Raw genomic sequence first — 24,615 nt, 5'->3', positions numbered from 1 at the left:
ATGATTGAGCCCTTTTCATCCTGACCCTGCAGGTCAGAGGAGGTGTGCGTAGCCCCGGGATCGATGAGGGCGAGGCTCCAGGTAAGACAGCAAATCGACCAAAACCCGATGCCCCGACCGGGAGCCTCGCCTGTGCTGTCTTACCCGTCCACGATCTCGTTGTCCAGCCGGACCCTCAACCACCTCGCCGACCGCATCCGCCAGCACCGTAACCAGCAACGATCCAGGTGGCGGCGCCTCGACGCGGGACGCCAGGCACTACTCGCCCTTGCCCATCTACGTAACGGCGACACATACACCCGGCTGGCCTGCGGGTTCGCGATCGGCGTCGCCACCGCCTGGCGCTACGTGCAGGAAGCGACCGCCCTGCTCGCGGCATCCGCCGACGACCTGGCCACCGCGATGAAACGCATCCGCATGCTGGCGTACGCGATCCTGGACGGCACCCTGATCCCGATCGACCGGATCGCCGACCAGAAGCCCTACTACTCGGGAAAACACAAACGCCACGGCGTGAACGTGCAGGTCATCGCCGACGCAGCGGGCCGCCTCGTCTGGGCATCGCCCGCGCTACCCGGATCGGCTCACGACCTGACCGCTGCCCGCACGCACGGCATCATCGACGCGCTGACCAGTGCACACGTGATGACCTTCGCGGACAAGGGCTATCAGGGCGCCCACGGCAGCGTGCGTACCCCGTTCAAGCGGCGCCGCTTCCGGCCGAAGCTGTCACGCAGGCAGAAAGCCGTGAACCGCGCCCACGCGAAGATCCGCGCCCGCGGTGAGCGAGCGATTGCCACGCTCAAGACCTGGAAGATCCTCGCCAAGCTGCGCTGCTGCCCACGCCGAGCCACCGCGATCGTGCAGGCCATCCTCGTCCTGCACCACACCGAATCCAACCGCTACACAGGATGAAAAAGGCTCATTGCCTTCGTGGCATTGTCTCGCGTTGGCCGGTGCGAGCAGGTCAACACCCAAGCGAGCGTGAGTACCGCGAGGTGGCGGGTTTCGTCGTTGGCCCCGCGGCTGGCGTCGGACCATGCCCAGTCGATCAGACCGGGGAGGTAACCATTGATCTCGCCTTGGCGGTCGCAAAAGTACGACCAGGCCGCATCCCGTTCGGGGAGTGTGAGGCCGGCGAGTTGGCGGTGTAGCCACTCGGCGTTCAATGGGTGGCCTGGGACGGTAGCTACCTGCAGAACCGTGTTGTTGGCGTGGTCGGCGAAGTCCGGGTTGCGCTGGAGCTCCACCAGAATCTCCACGCTGCGACCGCTGACCGCGTCGGGCTTGCGCCAAGCGACACTGAGTAGAAAGTCGGTGTGCGCGTAAGGGTGGTATTCGTCCGGTGAGATCTGGAGCAGGTCGACCAGCTCGACGGCGTATACCTCGGGGAGGACGGCGGCCAGGGCCTGCAGCACCCCCGCGTTTGCCCACCATCGCTCGGCTAGCCGGGCCACGTCAGCCTTCACCGCGTTAAGGTCTTTTGCCGCGACGAACTTGGCTTGGGCGATGTCACCGAGCCGCTCGTATCCGAATCTGATGTAGTCCGCGCCGTCGATCCGGAGGTCCGCCAGGATGGCCTCCTTTAGCAGACCATTGAGCAGGCTCTGGCTCCATTTGCGGTTTGGAAGCAGCGAGGACGTGATATACGCGACGTCCGCTCTGGGCAACCTATGCCCCTGGCCATGCATGGCGGCGGCAATCTGCTCGACGGCGCGCCGGACGAGCGAGGCCCTGCGGTCGTAGTCGCAGCGCTCCTCGACCGAGAGCCGAATGTCCATCGCATCAACGAAGCTGTCGTAGATCCACGATGTTCCGATGCCCGTGCGCGGGAACCGCCGCTCCCCCCGGGCTTGCAATGCCGTGCAGAGCAGTTTGAGGAACAACGGGTTGGTGAACTCGGGGTCCATCGTCGGGAACGAGGGCCGCTCGATGCCGTACCAGTCGAGGAAGTGTCTGATCGCCTCACGCGGAACTTCCTCGAATCCGGTGTGCTGGACCGCCGGAAGCCTGGCCTGCAACGCGTCCGACAACGTGTCGGCGAGATACTCGGTACGACAGGATAGGACGAGCCGGAGGTGCCGGTACTTGGCTACGTCATCGAGGAAGCTGTTCAGGTATTTATTCCACAGCGCGCGGTCGGTCGGTTCGTTCAGCCCGTCGATAATGATCAGGCCGATTTCGCCGGTGGTTTGGCAGGCGGCGTCAAAAGTGGCCAACAGTTTCCCGGTCGGGCTGTGGAATCCGATGATCCTGCCCAGGTCGGCTTCGATGGGGCCGTGCTCGAACTGCTCGCCGAGCGCGATGATTGTTGGCAGGCCGTCCGCGGCGCGGCTTCTGGCGAGGTCACACAGCAGGTGCGTCTTTCCCGCACCACCCGTGCCGGTCACGAGGATTGCGGTCGCTGTGAAGCTGCGCCATGCCCTACCGTCGCCCAGCTCGTTCAAGCCACCGACGGCTGAACGGATCGCCGAAAGCTGAGCATAGAGACTGCCAGCGTTACCGGTGTAGTAGCGACCCTGGAGGCAGTGCTGCCGGAGCAGGTCGGAGACCTTCTCCAACGGTTCGCGGACGGCCTCTATGGCGGGGATGAGATCGGGCAACGCGCCGTGCGGCCGGCGTGCTTGAAGCGCGGCTTCGGCCACCAGTTCGTCGAGGCGGTCGAGGCGCTCACCCAGCGCCCCGATCGCGGGCTCGAACAGATCTGGACGTTTCTCAGGCGTCGACAGGCCGTAGGTGCCTCGCGCCTTGCGGAGGGCGGCCAACGCGATCCGGATCTCCTGTTCAAACGCCGAGGTGTGAGCGAGGCCATCGAAGACGGCAGCGATCGGGAGATCCACGTTCAACTCGGGGCTGTACCGTCCACCCGCGTCCGCCTCGGCCCGGGCCGCGATTTCCCGGAACCGATCCTCGGAAAAGACGTCCAGATCGAACCAGTAGCGCAGTCGCCCTAGCTGCGAGGGCTGGAGCAAGCAATCGTTCAACTGGGTCTCGCCGATGTACTCGAAGGTCACCGCCCTGCCGGCCGCCGTTGCGGCGGCTTCCCAACTCACGACGTGCTCGTTCCATTTGGTCCACGCGCTCTTCGTCTTAGCGGTGTCGCCACCGGGCCGGTTGTAGGGCAGGAGTATGAAGTACCGCTCAAGGGTGGGCTCGGTCGTCAGGACACGGTGAACGGACTTGTCAATCTGCGTGAACGCGCCATCGTCGAGCGTGAACAGATACTTCGCCTGCCACCCCCAGGTTGCACCGCACGGCAGTTCGCCTCGCCCTTCCCGACCACCATCGGGATTCCCAAATGTGGTGAACGTGGTGCCAGCCGGCCACGAGACCAGGCTGCCAGAGATCATCAGCTGGTTGACGAGTTCCTCGAACCCGTCACGACGCGACCCCGACGGTGCCTTGCCGCGGATCTGATGCCAGTTGATCTCAGGAAGTTGGGTCACGGGGTCTCGCAATCCGACCGACGAAGGGGTACGCAGGCATGGTCTGAATCCACCACTTTAACTGGCGAGTGCACTTCTCCCGTCCGGCGTAAACGCTTGCGCGCGGCGTCTGATTGATTCACCATGCAGCTTACTTCGGCGGCCTTCACGCGCCACCATGCCTGTAGTCTTCAACCACGGTCGGAGACCGCGGCACGGCCGAACGTCAACCCGGCGCCGCCAACGAGGCATCGCCGTGTGTGACAACGAGACCGACGCGATGGCTACCCCGGCGTCTGACCTCGACCCACCGGTGCGGCACATCATCCACGCTGTGGGACCGGTCTGGGTAGGCGGCCGTCACGACGAGGCCGACCTTCTGGCCTCCTGCTACCGAAGGAGCCTGCAGTTGCCGACGAACTCGGCGCCCGCAACGTCACCTTCCCGCCAATCGTCACCGGCGTATACGGCTTCCCCGCCGGCCAGTGTAGAGCCTGATTCCAGGACGCCGCATAGACGGTTCGTACCTGAGTCGCTACTAGCTGCACGTGGGGTGCTTGTCTTGAAGCTTAAGATGCTGGGATCGGATATGGTGACGCGAGGCCGCAGCGGTCATGTTGACGTAGCAAGCGCAGCACAGGTTATTGTGTTTTGACCTTCGTAGGACTATTTGTTCGAAAGGCATGTGCCAGACGTGGCAAAGCAAATTATTCATAAGCTGGTCGATGACTTGAATGGCGGAGACGCGGACGAGACCGTCAAGTTCGCGCTCGATGGTGTGCAGTACGAGATCGACCTCTCGGACGGCAACGCGGCGAAGTTGCGTGAGGTGTTCGCGCCGTACGTCGCCCATGGCACAAAGGTTGGTCGCGGCGGCGTGGTTGTGGGTGGTCGTGCCGCTCGTGGTCAAGGCTCTGCCAGCGCCGACCGCGAGCAGAACAGGGCCATCCGAGTGTGGGCCAAGAAGGCGGGCAAGGACATCTCTGACCGAGGCCGGATTCCGCAGGAGATCGTGGATGAGTACCACGCGAAGGCGGGCCGCTGACCGGCTCGCGGAATCCGTCCAGCGTCCTCTCCATCTCCTGACTGACGTAGGCCCCGGCAGTCGACTCGACGGATGAACGGGATTGAGTTCGCTCACGGCGGGGCGACGGGCAGCAGCAGCCCTGGTCGGTGGTCCAGGCACTACCACCGTTACGTATGCCAGGGACACCGCCTCTACGCACGGGACAGGCGATTACCGTCCGCCGATCTGCACGAACGTAGTCGCGGCGGCAACGCCCTCGGCGACCGCGTGCGGTAGGGGTGCCTGGCGTGCGAGTTGCGCGGCGAGGGTGCCGAGGAAGGCGTCGCCCGCTCCGCTGGTGTCGAGAGCGTTGACGTGTTGCGTGGGTATGAGTGCGGTGTGATCGGGGCTGCTGTAGGCGGCGCCGTGAGCACCGGCGGTAACCACGGCTGCTCGTGGTCCGAGTTTGCGCAGTCCTTCGGCGGCGACTGAGGGATCTGCGTGGTGACGGCCCAGGATTACCGCCGCTTCGGCCTCGTTCGAGACGAACACGTCGAGCGGGGTCAGCGCGGTCGGTCCGAGCCTGGGATGGGGTACCAGGTTGCCGATGAGTCTCCGGGCGTGGTGATGGCGGAAGACGGCATTGACGGCGTCCGGTTGGAGATCGAGCTGGGTCACCACGATCGGTGCCTGTAACTGCTGAAGTCCATCTCGCACGTGTTCGCCGGTAAGTTCGGCCTTCGGGTGGCGGGCGAGGACGATGTAGTTCTCCCCATCGGGGGTGACTTCGATAATTGCGACGCCGGTCGACGCTGAGGGTACGAGATGGAAGAAGGACACGTCGACGGCCGCGTCGTCGAGGGCTCGGGTCAGAAATGTGCCCCACGGATCGTCGCCAGCGGCGCTGACCAGGCTGCTGCGGACACCGGCCATGCGGGCGGCCAGAGCCTGGTTGAGGCTCTTGCCCCCGGGCGTGGTCGTGGCGGGGGCCGAGGCGAACATCGTCCGGCCAGCCACGGGCCGTTGCGGAACCCGAACGGTAATGTCGATGTTGGCGCGGCCGACAAAGGCGACCTGGGGCGGCTGCGGCGGGCGGCCCTGCCCAGGTCGTTGATCCATCATCCGATGGTGGCCAGTTCGCGGCGGTCGCTCCGGTCGTAGGTCCAAGTCACCTTCATGCGATCGGCCGCCCCAGACACTTCATGGTTACGTGTTGGCCGGATTGAGGCGGCGGGCAAGGGCGTGGAGAAGGGGGGCATCATCGGTCGGCTGTACTTCGCCGACCTGCTGCCAACCCCATCGGTCATACAGTTTTCGCGCTGGGGCGGTGGGTTCTGCCAGCAGGATGGCATACTGTTCCGGCCTCTGGTTAAGCAGCACGTCGAGCAGGGCGTGACCAAGTCCTCGACCGCGTCGGTCCGGGTGGACGACGAGTTCGATCACGGCGAATTTCTCTGCGGCAACCAGGTCTGCTGGTGGTTGTGGTGTGCTGGTGCCGCGCCACCAGTGCCCCTCACCGAACGGCAGGCCGAGCGCAAAGCCCACCAAGACGTCCTCGGCGCACGCGGTAACAAGGACAAACCCGGGTGTCTGCTTCTGGCGGTCCGTGCGTTGCAGGAACCGGTGCCGGGTGAATAACGGTCCGCCGTTGTAGGGCGGCTCGGTGTATACCCGCTCGTACAGGTCGGCAGCAGCGGTGATCACCTGTTCGAGGTCACGGTCCTCGTGGCGACGCAGGCGGATGCCTTCCAGTCCCGTCACGGAACGTCCGGTGAGGCGGATGCGGTGAGCACCTCGTGGAGTCCGATGACCGCCGGTCGATGCCGTTGTCCCTCAGGTACCGCGTCGAGTACCGCATGTCCCAGGCGAACAACGAGCGCGGTTCGGCGTGACCGGGGCAGTGCAGCGATGGCCTGTCCCGCATGATTCGCGCCGTCGTTGAGGTGGCCGTCCCTGATCAGGCACATCGCCGCGTGCAGATGCACCTGCGCACGAGCCGCCGGGGTCCAGTCAGGTATGAGAGCCAGTGCCTGCTCCTGCGCCCGCAGCGCATCCTCGGTCTTTCCCAGGTGACTGTGGACGTAGCTGGCGGTGTGCCACAGACGCCGTTGCGGCCACTGATAGATGCTGCCGGTATCGGCGGTAACACCGTCAGGCAGTTTGCCGAACGCGTCCGCGAGCAGCCTGGTGTAGGCGTGTGCGCGCTCTACGTCGCCGGTCAGAGCGCAGGCCTGCGCTCCGGCGCCGAGAGCCTCAGCGGTACCCGGGTAGATTCGCCCGCCGCTGATAGCCAAAGCCTCATCCGCCCTCTCGAGGGCGAGTGTGCGTGACGGGCGTTGGTCGTAGAGGGCATGGACTGCGGCCTGGCCGCGCACCCACACCCGGATAGCCGGATCGCCGCAGGAGTCAGCAGCCACACGACAGGTGCGCCACCACCGTCGTGCGGTCTGAAACTGGCCGGCCTTGGCCAATGACATCGCCATGACCGCCGCGAGTTGTGCCCCCACCCGCGAAAGGTCCCTCTGGCGGCGGCCACGACTAACCGCGAGCGTTTGCTGGAGATCTGCCAGGTCCGCGGCCAGATGCAGCATGAGTGACGTCGGCGCCATCGTGTAGTACGCGCGCCCGTACTCCTCGCCGACCTGCTCCCACTCCGCCACGTCGATATCGGCTGCCTCGTGTCCGGACATCGATGCGGCAAGCCCGGTCCGGATCGCGTCCAGGGCTGGGGCGCCCACACCCGCAGCGAGAGCAGTCAGGGCGTGCTGGAGCAAGCTACGGCGCTGCACTTCGCCCTCCATCCGATCACTGTCACCGCCGCTCGTCGAACCGAGCCAGCGGTTGGGGGTGTCACCCGCCTGAAGCCTGCCGCCACGATCGGACAAGCCATCAATGACCATGCCGAGCTGACCGGCAACAACTGCCCCGGACCCGGCAGTGTGAAGACTTGGTGACTGCGGAGCCACATCAGACCCGGCAGTCGGATCCGCCGGCGTCCCAGGGCCGAAAACCCCCAGCGTCGTCGCCGACAGCAGCGACCGTCCAGAATCACGAGGCCACCGACACGAAGCCACTTCCGCGATCGCCTCAGGGTCGAGGGCCGCCGCCCACCGGGCCTGACGCGCCGTATCAGCCTTCTCCTGCCGGTGCCGTACCTCCAACGACCGGTAATCGTCGTAGCCTGCGATCAACTCGCCGCCGGCCTGGAGCAGCGATTCACACTGCGCCCAGAAAACCCGATCCACGACCTGGCGGCCGCACTCCACGTTCGCCACCGTGCTTCGTGTGCTGTGTATCCGTCGCGCCACATCGTCCTGCGTCAACCCACGCGCCCGGCGCCACCTAGACAACGTCCTTCCCAGCGCCCGCTTCACATCCCTGAGCCGCTGCGGATCCACGAGCAAGCCTCCACCGCCATCGACGATGCGAACAACGCAAGCAAGCCGACACTAGCCCACAACAGCGACAACGATGCTGACCGTCACCACGGCCGCACAAACATCCGAGCCGGCGCCAGGCAGTTGGTCTCGAACGGAGTCGGTTCTCAGCCCAGGAGGCGTCTGGGTATGCTGGCTAGCGGCCATCCCGCTGGCACCGCAAGGGTCAGCCCTTGGTTCCGGCGCCGTGCAAGAAGACCATCGCCGCAATGCTGACCGTGGCCGCGCCGATTGTGGCGACTCCTCCGGCGCCGAGGCCTTTCTCGATGCTTTCTGTCACCGCAGCGGTTACTAGACCAGCCAGAATCCCGATGACGCCAGAGCCGACGAGGGCCACCAGCAGCCAGAGCAGACGCATGGCAAGTGGCATGCCCTCGTCGTCCCTGAGGGGCGTCACGGAGGCTTCAGTCTTCGGCTGCACGTCGAAGATCCCAGCGCTCAAGATCCCACCCGCCCAAGTGTCGCGTCACGAAGCTCGGCCCGCAGAACCCAGGCCCGGTCGACAAGCCGTAGAGCGTAAGCCAGCAGGCTCCATCGGGACGCGCCAGCTGCGGCAATGTCGTACAGCTCGGAGCGGTACTCGTCCCGGTAACGGCTGCGATGTACGGCGGGCAGGACGCGAACAGCAGCGCTAACCAACCGCTCCGCGGAAGGCGAGCGCCGAACCCGCGTCGCTGACGGCGTGCCCGATGGAGTCAGCTCGGCGGTATGCGGGTGCGCCGCCTGGGCCTCTGAAGTCAACTCACACAGCACGTTGACGTTTAACCGAGCAATCAATATGGCCTTCCCACTCTCGGCGGTGGAGTGAGATCCCGCGCAGGCGAGGGCGTCATCGAGCGTCTCGTTCAAGCCCCACGGAGACTCATCAAGTGGCTGACCACGTAAGAGCCGCTGCTCCAGCTTGTCGATACACTTCAAGGCCGACTGAGCAGCCCAGTCGCAGTCGCATTCTTTGTCCAGAGCGCCGTCGCGTAGGAACTGGACAGGTTTGCGTAGCTCCTGGAGAAGTTCGGTCGCTCGTCGCTCGATGGTTGCCATGTCACTCATCCGGCAACCCCGCGAGCGGCCGGACCGAGGCGCAGGCCAGCCATCCGGCTGATCGGCGTACGCGCGGTGGCCAACGCGTGACGGGCGTGTTCAGCGCCATCCGGACTCAGCTTGTAGTAGCGCCGCTTCGGACGACCTTCGATGGCAGGGTCAATGTCTTCCCAGCGAGACTCCAACCAACCGAGACCTTCCAGCCGAGCCAGAATGGGGTGAATGGTGCCAGTCGCCAGCCCGGCCGCCTCACTCAGCTGCAGCCCGTACAGCTCCCGGGTCGGGTTCTCCAGCAACGCGCGAAGCACGAGCTGCGTCTGCACGGTCATCTTCGGAACCATGCCCTAACTCTAGCTAGGGGCTAGCTAGAGTTCAAGTTTGTGCGGGCATTGGCGGCGGGCCGGAGGGTGCTCGCCATGCAGGGTCGCCCTAGCGGTGTGCTACGCGGCGGCAGGACGCCTCGCCAGGCAACTTGGGCCAGCGCGCGGACGACGTCGGTGGGGCGCACGGTAATCGGCTCGTCGGCGGCGGCGTCGAGCGTGGCGTAGTACGCCTCCACGATCTCTCGCAGGATCGCTCCCGGCTTCACGCCGCGAGCCTCCATGCTTGGTGATCCCCCCGCCGGCAGGACCAGAGCGGAGCCACCCGAACCCCGGCGGACGGGCTGGGCCGTAGGGGATGCTCGTCGGACGAGCAGCCACCGAGCAGCCACACGTCGACAAGGGACGGACAAGAACGGAGCCCAACCCGCGTCTCCGCAGGTCAGGCTCCTATGATCTTGCGCGCCCGAAGGGACTCGAACCCCTAACCTTCTGATCCGTAGTCAGATGCCCGGCCTGCCTTATCCAAGCCGTAGGGCAATACTGTGCTCAGCCGCTTGGATCGATACGAGCCTCGACGCTGGCGACCGAAGCGCACGCCAGGTTGTACCCACCGACGGTCAGCCGAATGGCGGCAAAGCTTACACCCGCTGAACGCGCTCGCTGCCGCTCCGCCAGCAGGCTGTAGTATCAGCGCATGCGCACTCAAAGTGCGCACCGATGCGGAAAATCTGTGTCCGAGGGGGGACTTGAACACCGGCTGGCCGGGCGATAGCGCCGATCATTGTTGGTGGTCACCTTCCAGCACTCGGACATGTCCGTCTGACGCACGCCGGCATGGCGCTATCGGTCGCGGTCTTCCAGGTTGAGGCGGTGCCGGTCAGCGAATGCGCGGGCGCGTACCTCGTTGTTGAACGCGGTGTCGATCTCGTCGTCCCGTTCGTCGTCGGTCACGTCGTCCTGCGGGTCGGCGGGCTGCTCGGCGTATTCGTGGTAGACGAGCCAGCAGCCACGTATGCCGTCGAGAAGGTCTTCGAGCATGTCGCGGGCGGGACGACGTGGGTCCAGAGTGGTCAACCGGATCGTCGTGAACTCGGCGTGCGCCTCGGGGTCGTCCGCCGCGTACCGTTCCACGTTCTCGTCCGCTTCCTCGATTTTGTCCCGTAGGTCATCGATGTCAGGTGCTGTGCCCTCGGCCACCGCCATGGCGTCCCGGATCATGCTGGTCACCACATGCGTGGGCGACAGACCGATCTCCATCAACTCCAGCACCGCGGTCGGCGTCGCGTGCGGCAGTGCCTCGATGTCGTCGGCTTCCACCACGATCTCGGTCACGGCGGTCCCGGACAGCTCCGAGGTCACCTCGGCGGCGGCCTGCAGCCAGTGCGCGGCCGCCACGCACGCCGACGTCGGGTCGAGGTGGAGAAACAGTTCGCCGGCGCCGAGCGGGTTGTCGGTCAGGATCTGGTTGGCGGCGGCGACCTGGACCGGCGAGGCGTCTTGCCGGGTGAGTTGCACGGCCTGGATCGAACGTCCCGACAGGTCACCGAGTTCGGCGCCTTCCACCGCGGCGATCTCGGCCTGGACGTCGGTGATGACGGCTGCGGTGAGGTCGGTGTCAGCGGCGGCGTGCAGGCAACGGCCTACGCGGTGGGCGTACTCCTCGACGGGGTCGTAAGCGACCGTCAGCATGCCATCGCCGTCAGGCAGGTTCGGCTTGCTGATGTGCGCCGTCACCGACGCGAACTGGTTGCGGGTCTGCTCTCGTCGCCACCCCTCACTGTTGAGTTCCAGGCTGTCGGCGGCGCTCGCCGGGTGCGTGTAGCAGCGCCACAGCGCTTCGGACAGCCGTGACAACTCGGCTGCCAGGGCCATCCGCTGCCTCCACGTCGCGCTCGCCGGCAGCGTCGCGACCGGAGTCGCGACAGATCCGTAGCCGGTTTCCCAGGTCGCTATCAACTCGCTCCGGCTCTCGTCGACCGCGTACCGCGTCATGGCCTCCCCTTCCGCAAGCTCGCCGCAGCCTACCGGTGACGGCACGGTCATCCACGGCCCCGCGTGGGTGACCGCGCCAGCCGACCCCGCCTATACGCGCTCGCCGATACCCAGTCGCGCCTGCGTCTCCTGTGCCCGCTCGGCTGCGGCGCTGGCGCCGTAGTGGCGGGGCATGTCCTCGGAGGTCCATCCGAGCAGGAGCATCAGGTCACCGGTGTCGCCGCCGGCGCGTTTCCACTCGTGGGCGAAGCTGTGCCGCCACCGGTGGGCGTGCACGTCCGCCACCCCGGCCGCGGCGCCCAACCGTTTGAGCAGGATCTTGATGCCGTTCGGTGTCAACGCTGCGGTGCCTCGTTCGGCCAGCCACAGGTTCGGCAGGGCGGCGCCCTTGTGCTTGTCCCGGGCTCGCAGATACCGCGACAGCGCCCGGGCCGTCTTCGGCCCGAACCGCACCCGCCGATCCTTGGCGCCCTTGCCGTGGAAACGCACCGACTCCGTGTTCAGGTCCACGTCGGCGACCAGAAGATTGCCGACCTCCGACAGGCGTGCGCCGGTGTTGCAGTACACCCGGATCAACGCCTCGTCGCGCAGGTTCGCGAAGCCTTTGCCCTTGCAGGCGTCGAGAAGCTTGCTGGTGTCCTCGTCGCGCATGACCGGGATCAGCTTGCGAGGTGTCTTCGGCTGCCGCACCCGCTGCATCGGCGATCGGTCGATGGCCTCCTCGTCGAGGAGCAGCCACTTGAAGAACTGCTGCAGTCCCTTGTGCTTGTTCACCGCCGTCGACGCGGACCTGGTCTCGATCATCCAACCCTGGAACGCCTCCACATGCGCCCGCGTCACCGCACACGGATCCTCCGCCGCATCCCCGGCGTCGGGATCCCGCGACTGCTCTGCCAGGTAGCGGCCAAGCTGCGCGGCGGCGAGGAGGTAGTTGTAGCGGGTGGTCTCCGGATAGTTCCCGGCCCGCAGCGAGCGGTCCCAGTCGCGGAGGAACCCGGCCCAGGTCCGGGAGAGCCCGACGGTAAGTTTCTGAAGATCCAGTAGTGGCATGACAACCTGCCCGAGTCAAGGAGTCCAACAGCGGCGTGCTAGACCAGGCATCCGTGCCAAGCAATGAAAAGAGGGCTCCCGCAAGTCTCTGACCTGCGGAAACCCTCTCGCTGTCGGGACGGCCGGATTCGAACCGACGACCCCTTGACCCCCAGTCAAGTGCGCTACCAAGCTGCGCCACGTCCCGATTGCCACCACTGGGATCTCCCCGCGACAGCCGGTACAGCTTAGCGCAGGCTCCGCTCCGCTCGCACCGACCCCTCCTGGCACCCCGACCACCCCGGCGCCCCCGGAGCACCGGGCGACTCGTGGCGCAGAGCCGCTGCGGTCGGTACCGCTGGGGCCGCGTCAAAGCTGGCTAGCGTGCAGCGATGACGCACCTTACCAGCGCTAAGGCGTCCTAGGAAACTGGTTAACTCGGGCGGTTCATGTGGAGCGGCGAGCCGAGGGTCAGCCGTGGGCCTTGCCGCGGCCGCCGGGGCCGAGCTTCTTGCGGGGGCGTACCGAGATCTCGATCGGGCTTCCCTCGAAGCCGAACTCCTCGCGCAGCTTGCGCTCGACGAAGCGCTGGTAGCCGGCGTCCAGCGGACCGGTGGTGAAGAGCACGAAGCGCGGCGGGGCCACCCCCGCCTGGGTCGCGAACAGGATCCGTGGTGCCCGACCGCCCCGCACCGGGTGCGGCGTGGCCTGGACCAGTGCGGTGAGCCACGCGTTGAGCTGTGCGGTCGGGATCCGGGTCTCCCAGCTGTCCAGCGCCCGGTGCAGGGCTGCGGCGAGCTTGTCGACCGCCCGACCGGTCTTCGCCGACAGGTTCAGCCGGATCGCCCACGGGATGCGGCGTAGCTCCCGCTCGATCTCCTTGTCCAGGTAGTACCGGCGGTCGGCATCGACCAGGTCCCACTTGTTGAAGGCGATCACCAGCGCCCGGCCGGACTCGGTGACCATGGACAGGATCCGCTGGTCCTGCTCGCTGATCGGCTCGCTGGAGTCGAGCAGCACCACCGCCACCTCGGCCGCCTCGATCGCCGAGGCGGTGCGCAGGCTGGCGTAGTACTCGGTGCCGCTGGCCCGGCCGACCCGCTTGCGCAGCCCGGCCGTGTCCACCAGGTGCCAGGTGTCACCGCCGATGGTGACCAGGCTGTCCACCGGGTCAACGGTGGTGCCGGCGATCGCGTCGACCACCGCCCGTTCCTCGCCGGAGAAGCGGTTCAGCAGGCTGGACTTGCCGACGTTCGGCCGTCCCACCAGCGCCACCCGACGCGGGCCCCGGGGGCGGTACTCCGCCACCTTCGGCGCCTCCGGCAATGCCGCCAGGATGGCGTCGAGCAGGTCACCGGAACCACGTCCGTGCAGTGCCGAGACCGGGTGCGGTTCGCCGAGGCCGAGTGACCACAGCGAGGTGGCCTCCAGCTCGATGTTGGCGTTGTCGGCCTTGTTGGCCACCAGGATCACCGGTTTGGCGCTGCGGCGCAGCATCTTCACCGCCGCCTCGTCGACGTCGGTGGAACCCACCGTCGCGTCGACCACGAAGACCACCACGTCGGCGGTCAGTACGGCGGTCTCGGCCTGGGCGGCGATCGCTGCGGCGCGATCCTTCGCGTCCGGTTCCCAACCGCCGGTGTCCACCACGGTGAACGCCCGCCCGGACCACTGCGCGTCGTAGGGGACCCGGTCGCGGGTGACCCCCGGGACGTCCTCGACCACCGCCTGGCGGCGACCGATGATGCGGTTCACCAGCGTGGACTTGCCCACGTTGGGACGGCCGACCACGGCCACCACCGGCTGTGGACCGGTCTGCTCCTCGGTGTCCAGGTCCGGCTCGCGTAGCTCGACCCAGCCGTCGTCGCTCACGCCACTGACCGTTCGGCCAGTAGTGCCCGCAGGCGCGCCACGACCTCGTCGATGCCCAGCTCGGTGGTGTCGAGCACCACCGCGTCCGGCGCCTGGGCCAGCGGGTCGGCCTTGCGGGTCGAGTCCAGCTGGTCCCGCCGGGCCAGGTCGGCGGCGGTGGCGGCGACGTCGGAGGCGTCCTCGGCGCTCCGCCGCGCGGCCCGTGCCGCCGCCGACGCGGTCAGGTACACCTTCAGGTCGGCGTCGGGCGCCACCACGGAACCGATGTCCCGTCCTTCGACCACGATCCGACCGGCCTTGTTGATCATGTCCCGCTGGCGGGCCACCAGCAGCGCCCGGACCGCCGGCACGGCAGCCACCGCCGAGACGGCGGCGGTCACTTCGGGGCCACGGATGTCGGTCTCGACGTTCACTCCGTCGACCGTCACGCCGTACCCGGCGGGGTCGGTGCCGATGCGCAGATCCACCTCGCCGGCGACCTTCGCCACCGCCTGCGCGTCGGTCAGGTCGACGCCGGAACGCAGCACCGCCCAGGTGATCGCCCGGTACATCGCGCCCGTGTCGAGGTAACGCCCGCCGAGGCTCGTGGCGAGCCGTCGGGAGACGGTGGACTTACCCGAACCGGACGGCCCGTCCACAGCGACCACGCAGCGCCCGGCCGGCACGTTTTCCTCCACCGTCGTCCTCCTCAGCCCGTACCTCACGATCCGTCGGCGACGACCGCGAGCGGTTGACCACACAAGTCCAATGATGCCCGGCGCCGTGCCGTACCACCGGCCGGGCCGTCAGGCAGCCTACCCGCAGCCGTACCCGCGACTGCCGCCTCAGTCACCCACGGCCTTGAACAGGGCGGCGACCTCCGCGTTGGTCAGCCTCCGGGTCCGCCCGGAACGCAGGTCGCCGAGCCGGATCGGCCCGATGGAGGTACGCACCAGCCGGCTCACCGGGTGGCCGACCTCCGCGAGCAGCCGGCGTACGATGTGTTTGCGGCCTTCGTGCAGAGTCAGCTCAACTTGGGCGGTACGCCCCAGACTGTCCACCACCCGGAAGGCGTCGACAGTCACCGGTCCGTCCTCCAGCTCGACCCCGGCCGCCAATCGCTTGCCGAGGTTACGCGGGATCGGGCCGGAAACCTCACACAGGTAGGTCTTCGGCACCCCGTAGGAGGGGTGCATCAGCCGGTGTGCCAGGTTGCCGTCGTTGGTGAGCAGCAGCAGGCCCTCGCTGTCCGCGTCGAGCCGCCCGACGTGGTAGACGCGCTGCTCGACCCGGTTGCCGAGAAAATCGGCGAGCGCGGTACGCCCCTTCTCGTCCGCCATGGTGGAAACCACCCCACGCGGCTTGTTCATCGCCAGGTACACCAGCCGGGTGTCGGCCGCCAGCCGCTCGCCGTCGACATGGATGACCGCCGTGGTCGGGTCGACCTTGTCGCCGAGCTGCGCCACTCGCCCGTTGACCGTCACCCGCCGACGGAAGATCAGATCCTCGCAGGCACGCCGAGAGCCGACACCGGCGGCGGCGAGCACCTTCTGGAGGCGTTCCGGGCCGGTGTAGACGGGGGCGTCGGGGCGGGGGGTGCGGTCATCGCGCGGCATCGGCAAGCTCTTCTACGTCGTCGGGGAGGAAAGGGGCCAGGGGCGGCAGGTCGTCGAGGCTGTTCAGGCCGAGCTTCTCCAGGAACAGGGTGCTCGTCCGGTACAGGTAGGCCCCGCTGTCGGACTCGGTGCCGCACTCCTCGACCAGGCCGCGAGAGACCAGGGTACGGATCACCCCGTCGCAGTTGACACCGCGGATGGCGGAGATACGCGACCGGGTCACCGGCTGCTTGTACGCCACCACGGCCAGGGTCTCCAGCGCGGCCTGGGTCAGCCGGACCGACTGCCCGTCGAGAATGAACCGCTCGACGTAGGTGGCGTATTCCGGTCGGGTGTACAGCCGCCACCCGCCCGCCGCCCGGCGCAGCTCGAATCCGTGGCCGGCGGCGGTGAAGCTGGCGGCGATCTCGTCCAGCATCGGGCCGATCCGCTCGGCCGGCTGCTCCAGCACCTGGGCGAGGACGAGTTCGCTTACCGGTTCGTCGACCACCAGCAGGATCGCCTCCAGCGCGCCGCGCAACTCCGCGTCGTCGAGGTCCGGCGCCGGCTCCGGCACCGGCCGGACCCGCGCCCCCGACCGCCTGCGCCCCCCACCCAGATCCCCCGACGCATCCGGCCCCGGGACGTCTCCCCCCGGGACGTCTCCCACCGAGATGCCTCCCCCCGGGACATCTCTCCCCAGGTCACCCTCTGCCGCACGAACCCCCGCAACCTCCTGCGTCCCCCCCTCACCCGCGCCCCGCCCCTCCACCTCGTCAACCATTTCGATCTTGGACGGGGACCGCCCCTGGAGGGGCACCTGCGCACCAAGATCTGCGGCATCACCTACCCCGACTGACGCGGAGATGGTGGGTGAGGCGGGGGTGTGAGGCGGGGTGGGTTCGGTGGGTGCAGCGGAATCGTCTGCTGCGGCGGAGTCGGTGGATGGGTCGGAGTCCTCTGGTGAGGTGGGAGTGGTGGGTGGGGCGGGAGCGGGGCGCTGCCACGGCGGGATCCAGGCGGCGGCCTGGTCGGCCAGGGAGTCCGGCCGCTCTTCGTTGCTCATCCAGCTCGCTCCTCGGTCGTTCCCATCACCTCAGCCTCGCCGGCCCCAGCACCCCCGGCGTCAGCAACACCACCGCCGACACCAGCACCAGCACCAGCAACAGCACCAGCACCAGCACCAGCACCAGCACCAGCCTGGTCGAATCCAGCATCGGCAGCGTCAGCACCGCGCACACCAGTCTCGCCGAGATCGGCGGCACCAGCGGCACCAGCATCGGCGTCACCGGTGCTCTCGGCGTCACCAGCGCCGCCAGCCGTTAGCGGCCCGCCGTCCGAGAGCGGCCCGGAAGCCGACTCCAACGACGGCCCAGACGGCTCAGCCGGCGACCCGGAAGACGGCTGCGCGGACGGCTCGATTGGCGTGCCGGCGTACTCGTCGATGGCCAGTGCCGGACCACCGTCGGCTGGTCCCGTCCAGCGGACGGTCAACTCCTCCAGCGCCTGCTCCTGGACGAAGGCCACCACACCCTGTCGGTACAACTCCAGCAGGGCGAGGAACCGGGCAACCACCTCCAGGGTGACCTCGCAGTCGGCGCAGAGCAGCGAGAAACTGGCGGTGCCGGCCCGACGCAGCCGTTCGGCGATGATGCCGGCGTGTTCCCGGACGCTGACCCGGACCATGTGCACGTGGGCGACGGACACCTCGGGCACCGGCTTCGGGGTCATCGCCCGGACCGCCAGCTTGAGCAGCCGTTGCGGACCGATTCCCAGCACCAGGTCGGGCAGCGCCTCGGCGTAGCGGGCTTCGAGGGTGACGGCCCGCGGGTAGCGCCGACCGCCGACCTCCTCCAGTGCGGCGATGTGCGCCGCCGCCTCCTTGTACGCCTTGTACTGCAACAGCCGGGCGAAGAGCAGGTCCCGCGCCTCCAGCAGGGCCAGATCCTCCGGGTCCTCGACCTCGGCGGCGGGCAGCAGCCGGGCGGCCTTCAGGTCGAGCAGGGTCGCGGCGACCAGGAGGAACTCGCTCGCCTCGTCCAGATCCCAGTCGTCGCCCATGGCCCGGATGTAGGCGATGAACTCGTCGGTCACCTGGTGCAGAGCGACCTCGGTGACGTCGAGCTTGTGCTTGCCGATCAGTTGCAGCAGCAGATCGAACGGGCCGGTGAAGTTGGCCAGCCGCACGGTGAACCCGGCGCCCTCCGCCGGCTCCGCGGCCTCCGCCGGCTCCGCGCCCTCCGCCGGCCCCGTTGGCGCCGCCGGCTCAGCTGGCACCGCCGGCTGGGCAACGATCGTCGTCTCCCCGCCGGGGTCCGGGACGGGTGGGTCAGCCGCGACCGGCGGCGGGTCAGCCGCAGCGGTCGGGTCGAGGGGCGGGGCGCTCACGCCGACGACGGTAGTCCACGGTCGGGACACCTCGGTTCAGCGCCTCCTACCGCTCGGCCTGCGCGGCGATCACCTCGCGGGCCAGCTGACGGTAGTTGCGGGCCCCCGAGGAGGCCGGGTCGAGCGTGGTGATGGGTGAGCCGGCGACGGTGGACTCGGGGAACTTCACGGTCTTGGTGATCACCGTCTGGTAGACCTTGTCGCCGAACGCCTCGACCACCCGTTGGAGCACCTGACGACAGTGCGTGGTGCGGCTGTCGTACATGGTGGCGAGGATGCCCTCGAGCTCCAAGTCGAAGTTGAGCCGCTCACGCACCTTGTCGATGGTGTCCAGCAGCAGCGCCACGCCGCGCAGGCTGAAGAACTCGCACTCCAGCGGGATGAGCACGCCGTGCGCGACGGTCAACGCGTTGATCGCCAGCAGACCGAGTGACGGCTGGCAGTCGATCAGGATGTAGTCGTACTCCTTGCGGATGCTCTTGAGCACCCGGGCCAGAGCCATCTCGCGGGCGACCTCGTTGACCAGCTGGATCTCGGCGGCGGAGAGGTCGATGTTCGCCGGCAGCAGGTGCAGCCCGGCCACGTCGGTCTTGATGAGCACGTCGTCGGCGGTGACGTCGTCCTGCATGAGCAGGTTGTAGACCGACAGGTCCAGGTTGTGCGGATTGACGCCCAGCCCGACGGAGAGGGCACCCTGCGGGTCGAAGTCGACCAGGAGCACCTTGCGGCCGTACTCGGCAAGTGCGGCACCGAGGTTGATGGTCGTGGTGGTCTTGCCGACCCCGCCCTTCTGGTTGGCCATCGCGATGATGCGGGCCGGCCCGTGCCGATCGGTGGGCATGGGTTCCGGAATCGGCTTGCGCATGGTGTAGGCGGCCGGGTCCGCCGGGCCCAGGTCCGAGCCGAGGGCGTTCTGCTGCTCGCGGAGCTCCGTTGTCCAGGTCTCGGCACGGTCACCGTTGCCAGCCATGTCCTCGATGCCCCCTCCCGACGACCGTGCGGCGTCGGAGCCGCCCGACGTCCTTCGCGGTGCCGCTGCGCACCCCGGTCCACTCGCCGCGAGGGCCGCGCCATGCCGACTGTACGCCACCGGCCAGCAGGGCGTTCGGCACCCGCTCGGCGTGTCGGCCGGCAGCACCGACCACCAGCAGGTCAGGCCGTCAGCACCCGGTCGGCGCCGGGCTGCGACCACACCAGTCGGTCACCGGCCGAGCAGGTACGGCAGGCCACCGTCGACGGTCAGTTCAGCGCTCGGGGATGTGCGGTGGCGTATACCTCGCGCAACCTGTCGACGGTGACCAGTGTGTAGACCTGGGTGGTGGTGACCGAGGCGTGGCCGAGCAGTTCCTGCACCACCCGCACGTCGGCCCCACCGTCGAGCAGGTGGGTGGCGTACGAGTGGCGCAACGTGTGCGGCGACACGGCCTGGGGGCCCTCGGTGGTCAGCCCGGCCCGCTGCGCGGCGCGGCGCAGGATGGTCCAGGCGCCCTGCCGGGTCAGCGGGCCGCCCCGGGCGTTGAGGAAGATCGCCGGGGTGCCCCGGCCGGCGGCGGCCAGCCCCGGTCGGGCGCGCACCAGGTACGCACCGAGCGCCCGCAGCGCGTACCCGCCGATCGGCACCAGTCGGGTCCGGCCGCCCTTGCCACGCAGCACCGTCACCCCGTCGTCGAGGTCCACATCGTCCACGGCGGCACCGACAGCCTCCGAGATCCGCGCTCCGGTGCCGTACAGGAACTCCAGCAGCGCCCGGTCGCGCAGCGCCAACGGGGCGGTGTCCCCCGCCGCGTCGACCGGGCCGGCGGTCTCCAGCAGGGCGACCACGTCGTCGACCGGCAGCGCCCGGGGCAGCCGTCGGGCTGAGGCGGGGGGCCGCACGTCACGGCTCGGGTCGGCGCCGGCCAGGCCCTCGCGTAAGGCGAACCGGTGCAGCCCGCGTACCGCGCTGGCGGCGCGGGCCGCCGAGGAGACCGCGAGCGGCGGGTGACCGTCGGCGCCGGAGCGCAACCGGGCCAGGTGGCGTTCGATCTCCCCGGTGGAGACGGCCGACAGGTCGGTCACCCCGGCGGTGGCCAGCGACCCGAGGTAACGGTCCAGGTCCCGACGGTACGAGGCGAGCGTGTTCGCGGCCAGTCCACGTTCGACGGTGAGGTGGTCCAGGTAGCCGCGAACGGCACGGCGCAGGGCCGGCGCGGGCTGCTCGCCCCCGCCGGCCCCGCCGTCGGTCAGCCGGTCGGTCAGGCCAGCACCTCGGTCAACGGCAGGGTGGGCAGGCCGTGCGCCTCGGCGACCGGACCGTAGACGACCTGCCCGTCGTGGGTGTTCAGGCCCAGCGCCAGCGCCGGGTCGTGCCGTGCGGCCTCGCGCCAGCCGTGGTTGGCCAGTTCGAGGGCGTACGGGAGGGTGACGTTGGTCAGCGCGTAGGTGCTGGTGTTCGGCACCGCGCCGGGCATGTTCGCCACGCAGTAGAAGATCGAGTCGTGTACCCGGTAGACCGGGTCGGCGTGGGTGGTGGGCCGCGAGTCCTCGAAGCAGCCGCCCTGGTCGATGGCGATGTCGACGAGCACGCTGCCCGGCTTCATCCGGGAGACCAACTCGTTGGAGATGAGCTTCGGCGCCTTCGCGCCGGGCACCAGCACCGCGCCGATGACCAGGTCCGCGTCCAGCACCGCCCGCTCGATCTCGTACGCGTTGGAGGCGACCGTCTGCAGGTGGCCCCGGTAGATGGCGTCGGCCTGCCGCAACCGCCCGACGTTCTTGTCCAGCAGCAGCACCTCGGACTGCAGACCCAGGGCGATCGCGGCCGCGTTCATGCCGGAGACACCGGCGCCGATGACCACGGTCTTGGCCGCGTACACGCCGGAGACGCCGCCGGGCAGCACCCCCCGGCCACCGCCGGTACGCATCAGGTAGAAGGCGCCGACCTGCGGGGCGAGCCGTCCGGCCACCTCGGACATCGGGGCGAGCAGCGGCAGCGAGCGGTCCGGCAACTCGACCGTCTCGTAGGCGATGCCGGTCACCTTGCGGTCGATCAGCGCGTCCGTGCACTCGCGGGAGGCGGCCAGGTGCAGGTAGGTGAAGAGCACCTGCCCCTCGCGCATCCGGTGGTACTCCTCGGCGACCGGCTCCTTGACCTTCAGCACCAGGTCGGCGGCGTCCCAGACCTCGTCGGCGCTCTCCAGGATCTTGGCGCCGGCGGCGGCGAACTCCTCGTCGGTGATGCTCGACCCGAGCCCGGCGCCGGCCTCGACGAAGACCTGGTGACCGCCGCGGGTGAACTCGTTGACGCCGGCGGGCGTGATCGCCACCCGGTACTCGTGGTTCTTGACCTCGCGTGGGATGCCGACCTTCACGATGCAGACACCTCTCTTCGGGGCACGTTCACCCCGACTGCGCGGCGCCACGGCGGCCCCATTGCCGCCCCGGTCAACCGGTCCCGCCGGCGGCAGTCTAGGCGTGACCGCACGTCAGCGGAGCCTGCACTGTGACACCTGCTCGCCGTGGCCGTTGACGATGTGTCAGGTGTGAGTACCCGGGCCGGCGGTGGACGTCACATCAGCCGTCAGGACAGTCTTCGGCACCATCGTCCCATCTGGTGCACACCGGTGCGGACAGCGCGTTAGTGGATCACTATTGTGTCGCCTCATGACTACTCCTCCCATTCCGCCCGGGTACCCCCAGGGCGTTTCTGACAAGAGCAAGGTCGTCGCGGGCGTCCTGCAGATCGTGCTGGGCGGCTTCGGCGTCGGCCGGTTCTACATGGGCGACACCAAGACGGGCGTCATTCAGCTGATCGTCACCCTCGTGACCTGCGGTATCGGCAGCATCTGGGGCCTCGTCGACGGCATCCTGATCCTGGTGAACGGCGGCGTCGACGGACAGGGCCGGCCGCTGCGCGACTGACCCACGAGACCACGCGGGGGCCGGGCGGTGTACCGCCCGGCCCCCGCGTCGTGTTCCACAAGACCGCGTCGGAGCAAGCCCAGCCTTTCGTACCGGTCAGCGGGGCAGCGGGGCGTCCGCCCGGCGCAGCCCCGACCAGCCGGCGTCGCGGGCGCGGGCGGCGGCGAGCAGCCCGGCCACACACGGTCCGTTGCTGATCTCCCCCGCCAGCACCATGCCGACCGCCTCGTCCAGGTCGATCCGGACGATCTGCAGGTCGGCCTCCTCGTCATGACGGTCGTGTCGCTGCTCCACCGGCACCTCGCCGAGATCCCGCGCCAGGAAGACCCGGACCAGCTCGTCGGTGAACCCGGGCGAGCTGTGCACGTCGACCAGCACGTCGAGCCGGCCGGCGGTGAGGTCGACCTCCTCGGCCAGCTCCCGCGTTGCCGTCACCGACGGGTCCTCCCCGGAGACGTCGGTCAACCCGGCCGGCAACTCCCACAACCGCCGGCCCACCGGCTGACGGTACTGCCGGATCAGCACCACCTGACCGGCGTCGTCAAGCGCCACCACCGCCACCGCGCCGACGTGCCGGACGAGGTCACGCGCGGCGGTGCCACCGCCGGGCATGGTGACCTCCTCGGTGACCACCTCGAAGATCCGGCCGCGGTAGCGCAACTCCCGCGAGCACACCTCGTAGCGGTGCTCGACGGCGCTCATCGGCCCACCACCGGGTCACCCGCGCCGGCCTCGGCCCGGGTCGCCCCTTCGATTCCTGCGGACCGTCCGCTCACGAGGCCGAGGCCGCCTTCGTCGCGGCGCCGTTGCGGACGGCCCGCTCGGCGGTGGCCCCGTCCAGATCGACCGGGAGCTGGTCGGCGTGCGAGTACGTCACCGCGGCGTGGACGAAGGCGGCGAACAGCGGGTGCGGCCGGGTGGGGCGGCTCTTGAGTTCCGGATGCGCCTGGGTGGCCACGAAGAACGGGTGCAGATCGCGGTCCAGCTCGACGAACTCGACCAGTCGACCGTCCGGCGAGGTGCCCGAGATGTGCAGCCCGGCCTTGGCGAGCTGGTCGCGGTAGGCGTTGTTCACCTCGTACCGGTGCCGATGCCGCTCGCTGACCTGGGTGCTGCCGTACGCCTCAGCGACGATCGACCCCTCGGTGAGCGTCGCCGGGTACGCGCCCAGCCGCATGGTGCCGCCCAGGTCGCCCTTGCCGGCGACGATGTCCTGCTGATCGGCCATGGTGGCGATGACCGGGTGTACCGCCTCGGCGTCGAACTCCAGGGAGTTGGCGCCGTCCAGGCCAGCCAGGTGCCGGGCCACCTCGATGGTCATGCACTGCAGGCCCAGACAGAGCCCGAGCAGTGGAATGCCGTTCTCCCGGGCGTACCGGGCGGTGCCGATCTTGCCCTCGATGCCCCGGACGCCGAAGCCGCCGGGGATGACGATGCCGTCGACCCCGGCCAGGGCGGCCGCCGCACCGGTCGGGGTGACGCAGTCGTCGCTGGGCACCCACCGCAGCTGGACCCGGGCCCGGTGGCCGAAGCCGGCCGCCCGGATCGCCTCGCTGACCGACAGGTACGCGTCGGGCAGGTCGACGTACTTGCCGACCAGCGCGACGGTGATGGTGTGCCGGGGCTGGTGCACCCGCTCCAGCAGGTCGTCCCAGCCCTCCCAGTCCACGTCCCGGAAGGAGAGGTTCAGCCGGCGCACCACGTACGCGTCGAGCCCTTCCCGGTGCAGCACCTTCGGGATGTCGTAGATGCTGGGCGCGTCCGGCGCGGCGATCACCGCCTCGGCGTCGACGTCGCAGTAGAGGGAGAGCTTGTGCTGGAGCTTCTCCGGGATGTCCCGGTCGGAACGGCACACGATGGCGTCGGGCTGGATACCGATGCTGCGCAGCTGGGCGACCGAGTGCTGGGTGGGCTTCGTCTTCAGCTCCCCGGACGGGGCGAGGTAGGGCACCAGCGAGACGTGCAGATAGAAACAGTTGTCGCGGCCCAGGTCGTGGCGTACCTGCCGGATCGCCTCCAGGAACGGCAGCGACTCGATGTCACCGACCGTGCCGCCGACCTCGGTGATGACCACGTCCGGGGTACGGCCGTCGTCGTCCGGGTCGGCCATGGCCAGGATCCGGGACTTTATCTCGTTGGTGATGTGCGGGATCACCTGGACCGTGTCCCCCAGGTACTCACCGCGCCGCTCCTTGGCGATCACCTCGGAGTAGATCTGGCCGGTGGTGACGTTGGCCTTGCCGGACAACGACCGGTCCAGGAAACGCTCGTAGTGGCCGACGTCGAGATCCGTCTCGGCACCGTCCTCGGTCACGAAGACCTCACCGTGCTGGAACGGGTTCATCGTGCCCGGGTCGACGTTGAGGTACGGGTCGAGCTTCTGCATCACCACGCGAAGCCCCCGCGCGGTCAGCAGGTTGCCGAGACTGGAGGCGGTGAGCCCCTTACCCAGCGAGGAGGCGACGCCTCCGGTGACGAATATGTGCCTGGTCGTCCGTGCTGAAGGGGCCAAGGCCTGCTCCCGTGTCGTCCGTCGCGGTCGTGCAGACCGCCGAGCCGATCAGCGAAGTGATCACGCGATCCACGGGATTCCACGGTAACACCTCCCCAACGGCCGGCCGGTGCCGCACC

22 protein-coding genes, 1 tRNA gene and 1 pseudogene are annotated in these 24,615 nt (G+C 68.5%); 4 read left to right on the top strand and 20 right to left on the bottom strand.

Annotated features, from left to right (window positions below):
* Positions 1 to 132 precede the first annotated feature (132 nt).
* Positions 133 to 915, top strand: a complete 783-nt coding sequence (locus tag KBX50_RS25665) for a transposase family protein (protein ID WP_210934479.1) — start codon at positions 133 to 135, stop codon at positions 913 to 915.
* Here KBX50_RS25665 and KBX50_RS25660 read toward each other — a convergent pair.
* The gene (locus tag KBX50_RS25660) at positions 903 to 3,446 is read right to left on the bottom strand and encodes an NACHT domain-containing NTPase (RefSeq protein WP_210940243.1); all 2,544 of its coding nucleotides are present in this window, start codon (positions 3,444 to 3,446) and stop codon (positions 903 to 905) included. The genes KBX50_RS25665 and KBX50_RS25660 overlap by 13 nt on opposite strands.
* Before the next feature lie 253 nt (positions 3,447 to 3,699).
* Here KBX50_RS25660 and KBX50_RS25655 point away from each other — a divergent pair.
* Together KBX50_RS25655 and KBX50_RS25650 are read left to right on the top strand one after the other, a co-directional pair.
* Positions 3,700 to 3,911, top strand: a pseudogene (locus tag KBX50_RS25655) (macro domain-containing protein); the annotation flags it as partial.
* 208 nt (positions 3,912 to 4,119) lie between these two features.
* Entirely contained in the window at positions 4,120 to 4,470 is a 351-nt protein-coding gene (locus KBX50_RS25650) for an Lsr2 family protein (protein WP_210940242.1), read from the top strand.
* Positions 4,471 to 4,662: 192 nt separating this feature from the next.
* Here the strand turns inward: KBX50_RS25650 and KBX50_RS25645 are convergent, their stop codons facing one another.
* From KBX50_RS25645 to ald, 17 genes are all read right to left on the bottom strand, one after another.
* The gene (locus KBX50_RS25645) at positions 4,663 to 5,550 is read right to left on the bottom strand and encodes a PfkB family carbohydrate kinase (protein ID WP_210940241.1); all 888 of its coding nucleotides are present in this window, start codon (positions 5,548 to 5,550) and stop codon (positions 4,663 to 4,665) included.
* A gap of 87 nt (positions 5,551 to 5,637) precedes the next feature.
* The gene (locus KBX50_RS25640) at positions 5,638 to 6,192 is read right to left on the bottom strand and encodes a GNAT family N-acetyltransferase (protein WP_210940240.1); all 555 of its coding nucleotides are present in this window, start codon (positions 6,190 to 6,192) and stop codon (positions 5,638 to 5,640) included.
* Positions 6,189 to 7,805: a helix-turn-helix transcriptional regulator gene (locus KBX50_RS25635; RefSeq protein ID WP_307871071.1), complete on the bottom strand. Its 1,617-nt coding sequence runs from the start codon at positions 7,803 to 7,805 to the stop codon at positions 6,189 to 6,191. The genes KBX50_RS25640 and KBX50_RS25635 overlap by 4 nt, the downstream gene beginning before the upstream one ends.
* Positions 7,806 to 8,034: 229 nt before the next feature.
* A complete protein-coding gene (locus KBX50_RS25630; RefSeq protein ID WP_210940238.1) occupies positions 8,035 to 8,310 on the bottom strand; it encodes a hypothetical protein in 276 nt (91 codons plus the stop codon).
* Positions 8,307 to 8,915 carry a hypothetical protein gene (locus KBX50_RS32985; RefSeq protein ID WP_247674418.1) on the bottom strand — a complete coding sequence of 203 codons (609 nt, stop codon included), beginning with the start codon at positions 8,913 to 8,915 and terminating at the stop codon, positions 8,307 to 8,309. Before KBX50_RS32985 ends, KBX50_RS25630 begins: the two co-directional genes overlap by 4 nt.
* Entirely contained in the window at positions 8,912 to 9,247 is a 336-nt protein-coding gene (locus tag KBX50_RS25620; RefSeq protein WP_247674417.1) for a PadR family transcriptional regulator, read from the bottom strand. The genes KBX50_RS32985 and KBX50_RS25620 overlap by 4 nt, the downstream gene beginning before the upstream one ends.
* Before the next feature lie 822 nt (positions 9,248 to 10,069).
* A complete protein-coding gene (locus KBX50_RS25615) occupies positions 10,070 to 11,221 on the bottom strand; it encodes a hypothetical protein (protein ID WP_210940237.1) in 1,152 nt (383 codons plus the stop codon).
* Positions 11,222 to 11,311: 90 nt separating this feature from the next.
* A complete protein-coding gene (locus KBX50_RS25610; RefSeq protein WP_210940236.1) occupies positions 11,312 to 12,271 on the bottom strand; it encodes a tyrosine-type recombinase/integrase in 960 nt (319 codons plus the stop codon).
* 113 nt (positions 12,272 to 12,384) lie between these two features.
* Positions 12,385 to 12,458, bottom strand: a tRNA-Pro gene (locus KBX50_RS25605).
* 263 nt (positions 12,459 to 12,721) lie between these two features.
* A complete protein-coding gene (gene der / locus KBX50_RS25600) occupies positions 12,722 to 14,122 on the bottom strand; it encodes a ribosome biogenesis GTPase Der (protein WP_210940235.1) in 1,401 nt (466 codons plus the stop codon).
* Complete coding sequence (cmk, locus tag KBX50_RS25595) at positions 14,119 to 14,799, bottom strand: (d)CMP kinase (protein WP_210940234.1); 681 nt, start codon at positions 14,797 to 14,799, stop codon at positions 14,119 to 14,121. The genes der and cmk overlap by 4 nt, the downstream gene beginning before the upstream one ends.
* 147 nt (positions 14,800 to 14,946) lie before the next feature.
* Positions 14,947 to 15,717: a pseudouridine synthase gene (locus KBX50_RS25590; protein ID WP_210940233.1), complete on the bottom strand. Its 771-nt coding sequence runs from the start codon at positions 15,715 to 15,717 to the stop codon at positions 14,947 to 14,949.
* A complete protein-coding gene (gene scpB, locus KBX50_RS25585) occupies positions 15,704 to 16,762 on the bottom strand; it encodes an SMC-Scp complex subunit ScpB (RefSeq protein ID WP_210940232.1) in 1,059 nt (352 codons plus the stop codon). Before scpB ends, KBX50_RS25590 begins: the two co-directional genes overlap by 14 nt.
* Complete coding sequence (locus tag KBX50_RS33865) at positions 16,759 to 17,991, bottom strand: ScpA family protein (RefSeq protein WP_374224733.1); 1,233 nt, start codon at positions 17,989 to 17,991, stop codon at positions 16,759 to 16,761. Before KBX50_RS33865 ends, scpB begins: the two co-directional genes overlap by 4 nt.
* Positions 17,992 to 18,130: 139 nt before the next feature.
* On the bottom strand, positions 18,131 to 19,054 hold the full coding sequence (locus KBX50_RS25575; protein ID WP_093409734.1) for a ParA family protein: 924 nt from the start codon (positions 19,052 to 19,054) through the stop codon (positions 18,131 to 18,133).
* A gap of 269 nt (positions 19,055 to 19,323) precedes the next feature.
* Entirely contained in the window at positions 19,324 to 20,310 is a 987-nt protein-coding gene (locus tag KBX50_RS25570) for a site-specific tyrosine recombinase XerD (RefSeq protein WP_210940262.1), read from the bottom strand.
* 8 nt (positions 20,311 to 20,318) lie between these two features.
* Positions 20,319 to 21,434 (bottom strand): alanine dehydrogenase, encoded by a 1,116-nt coding sequence (gene ald / locus KBX50_RS25565; protein WP_210940231.1) that lies wholly within the window; start codon positions 21,432 to 21,434, stop codon positions 20,319 to 20,321.
* 229 nt (positions 21,435 to 21,663) lie between these two features.
* Here ald and KBX50_RS25560 point away from each other — a divergent pair, with 229 nt between their 5' ends.
* A complete protein-coding gene (locus KBX50_RS25560) occupies positions 21,664 to 21,984 on the top strand; it encodes a TM2 domain-containing protein (RefSeq protein ID WP_307871069.1) in 321 nt (106 codons plus the stop codon).
* A 96-nt stretch (positions 21,985 to 22,080) separates the two neighbouring features.
* Here KBX50_RS25560 and KBX50_RS25555 read toward each other — a convergent pair whose 3' ends face one another.
* Together KBX50_RS25555 and KBX50_RS25550 are read right to left on the bottom strand one after the other, a co-directional pair.
* On the bottom strand, positions 22,081 to 22,686 hold the full coding sequence (locus KBX50_RS25555; RefSeq protein ID WP_093409744.1) for an NUDIX hydrolase: 606 nt from the start codon (positions 22,684 to 22,686) through the stop codon (positions 22,081 to 22,083).
* A 70-nt stretch (positions 22,687 to 22,756) separates the two neighbouring features.
* Positions 22,757 to 24,496 carry a CTP synthase gene (locus KBX50_RS25550; RefSeq protein WP_210940229.1) on the bottom strand — a complete coding sequence of 580 codons (1,740 nt, stop codon included), beginning with the start codon at positions 24,494 to 24,496 and terminating at the stop codon, positions 22,757 to 22,759.
* Positions 24,497 to 24,615 lie beyond the last annotated feature (119 nt).

This window comes from Micromonospora sp. C51 (assembly GCF_018070435.1).
Classification (GTDB): domain Bacteria; phylum Actinomycetota; class Actinomycetes; order Mycobacteriales; family Micromonosporaceae; genus Micromonospora; species Micromonospora sediminimaris.
Note: the sequence above shows the minus strand (reverse complement) of the source record. Positions and strands in the feature narration are given on the sequence as shown.

Excerpts from the sequence above, each read along its gene's own strand:
- scpB (WP_210940232.1), bottom strand. The coding sequence starts at position 16,762 with ATGAGCAACGAAGAGCGGCCGGACTCCCTGGCCGACCAGGCCGCCGCC.
- KBX50_RS25610 (WP_210940236.1), bottom strand. The coding sequence starts at position 12,271 with ATGCCACTACTGGATCTTCAGAAACTTACCGTCGGGCTCTCCCGGACC.
- KBX50_RS25615 (WP_210940237.1), bottom strand. The coding sequence starts at position 11,221 with ATGACGCGGTACGCGGTCGACGAGAGCCGGAGCGAGTTGATAGCGACC.
- KBX50_RS32985 (WP_247674418.1), bottom strand. The coding sequence starts at position 8,915 with ATGAGTGACATGGCAACCATCGAGCGACGAGCGACCGAACTTCTCCAG.
- KBX50_RS25555 (WP_093409744.1), bottom strand. The coding sequence starts at position 22,686 with ATGAGCGCCGTCGAGCACCGCTACGAGGTGTGCTCGCGGGAGTTGCGC.
- KBX50_RS25590 (WP_210940233.1), bottom strand. The coding sequence starts at position 15,717 with ATGCCGCGCGATGACCGCACCCCCCGCCCCGACGCCCCCGTCTACACC.
- KBX50_RS25645 (WP_210940241.1), bottom strand. The coding sequence starts at position 5,550 with ATGGATCAACGACCTGGGCAGGGCCGCCCGCCGCAGCCGCCCCAGGTC.
- KBX50_RS25575 (WP_093409734.1), bottom strand. The coding sequence starts at position 19,054 with ATGGCTGGCAACGGTGACCGTGCCGAGACCTGGACAACGGAGCTCCGC.
- KBX50_RS25620 (WP_247674417.1), bottom strand. The coding sequence starts at position 9,247 with ATGGTTCCGAAGATGACCGTGCAGACGCAGCTCGTGCTTCGCGCGTTG.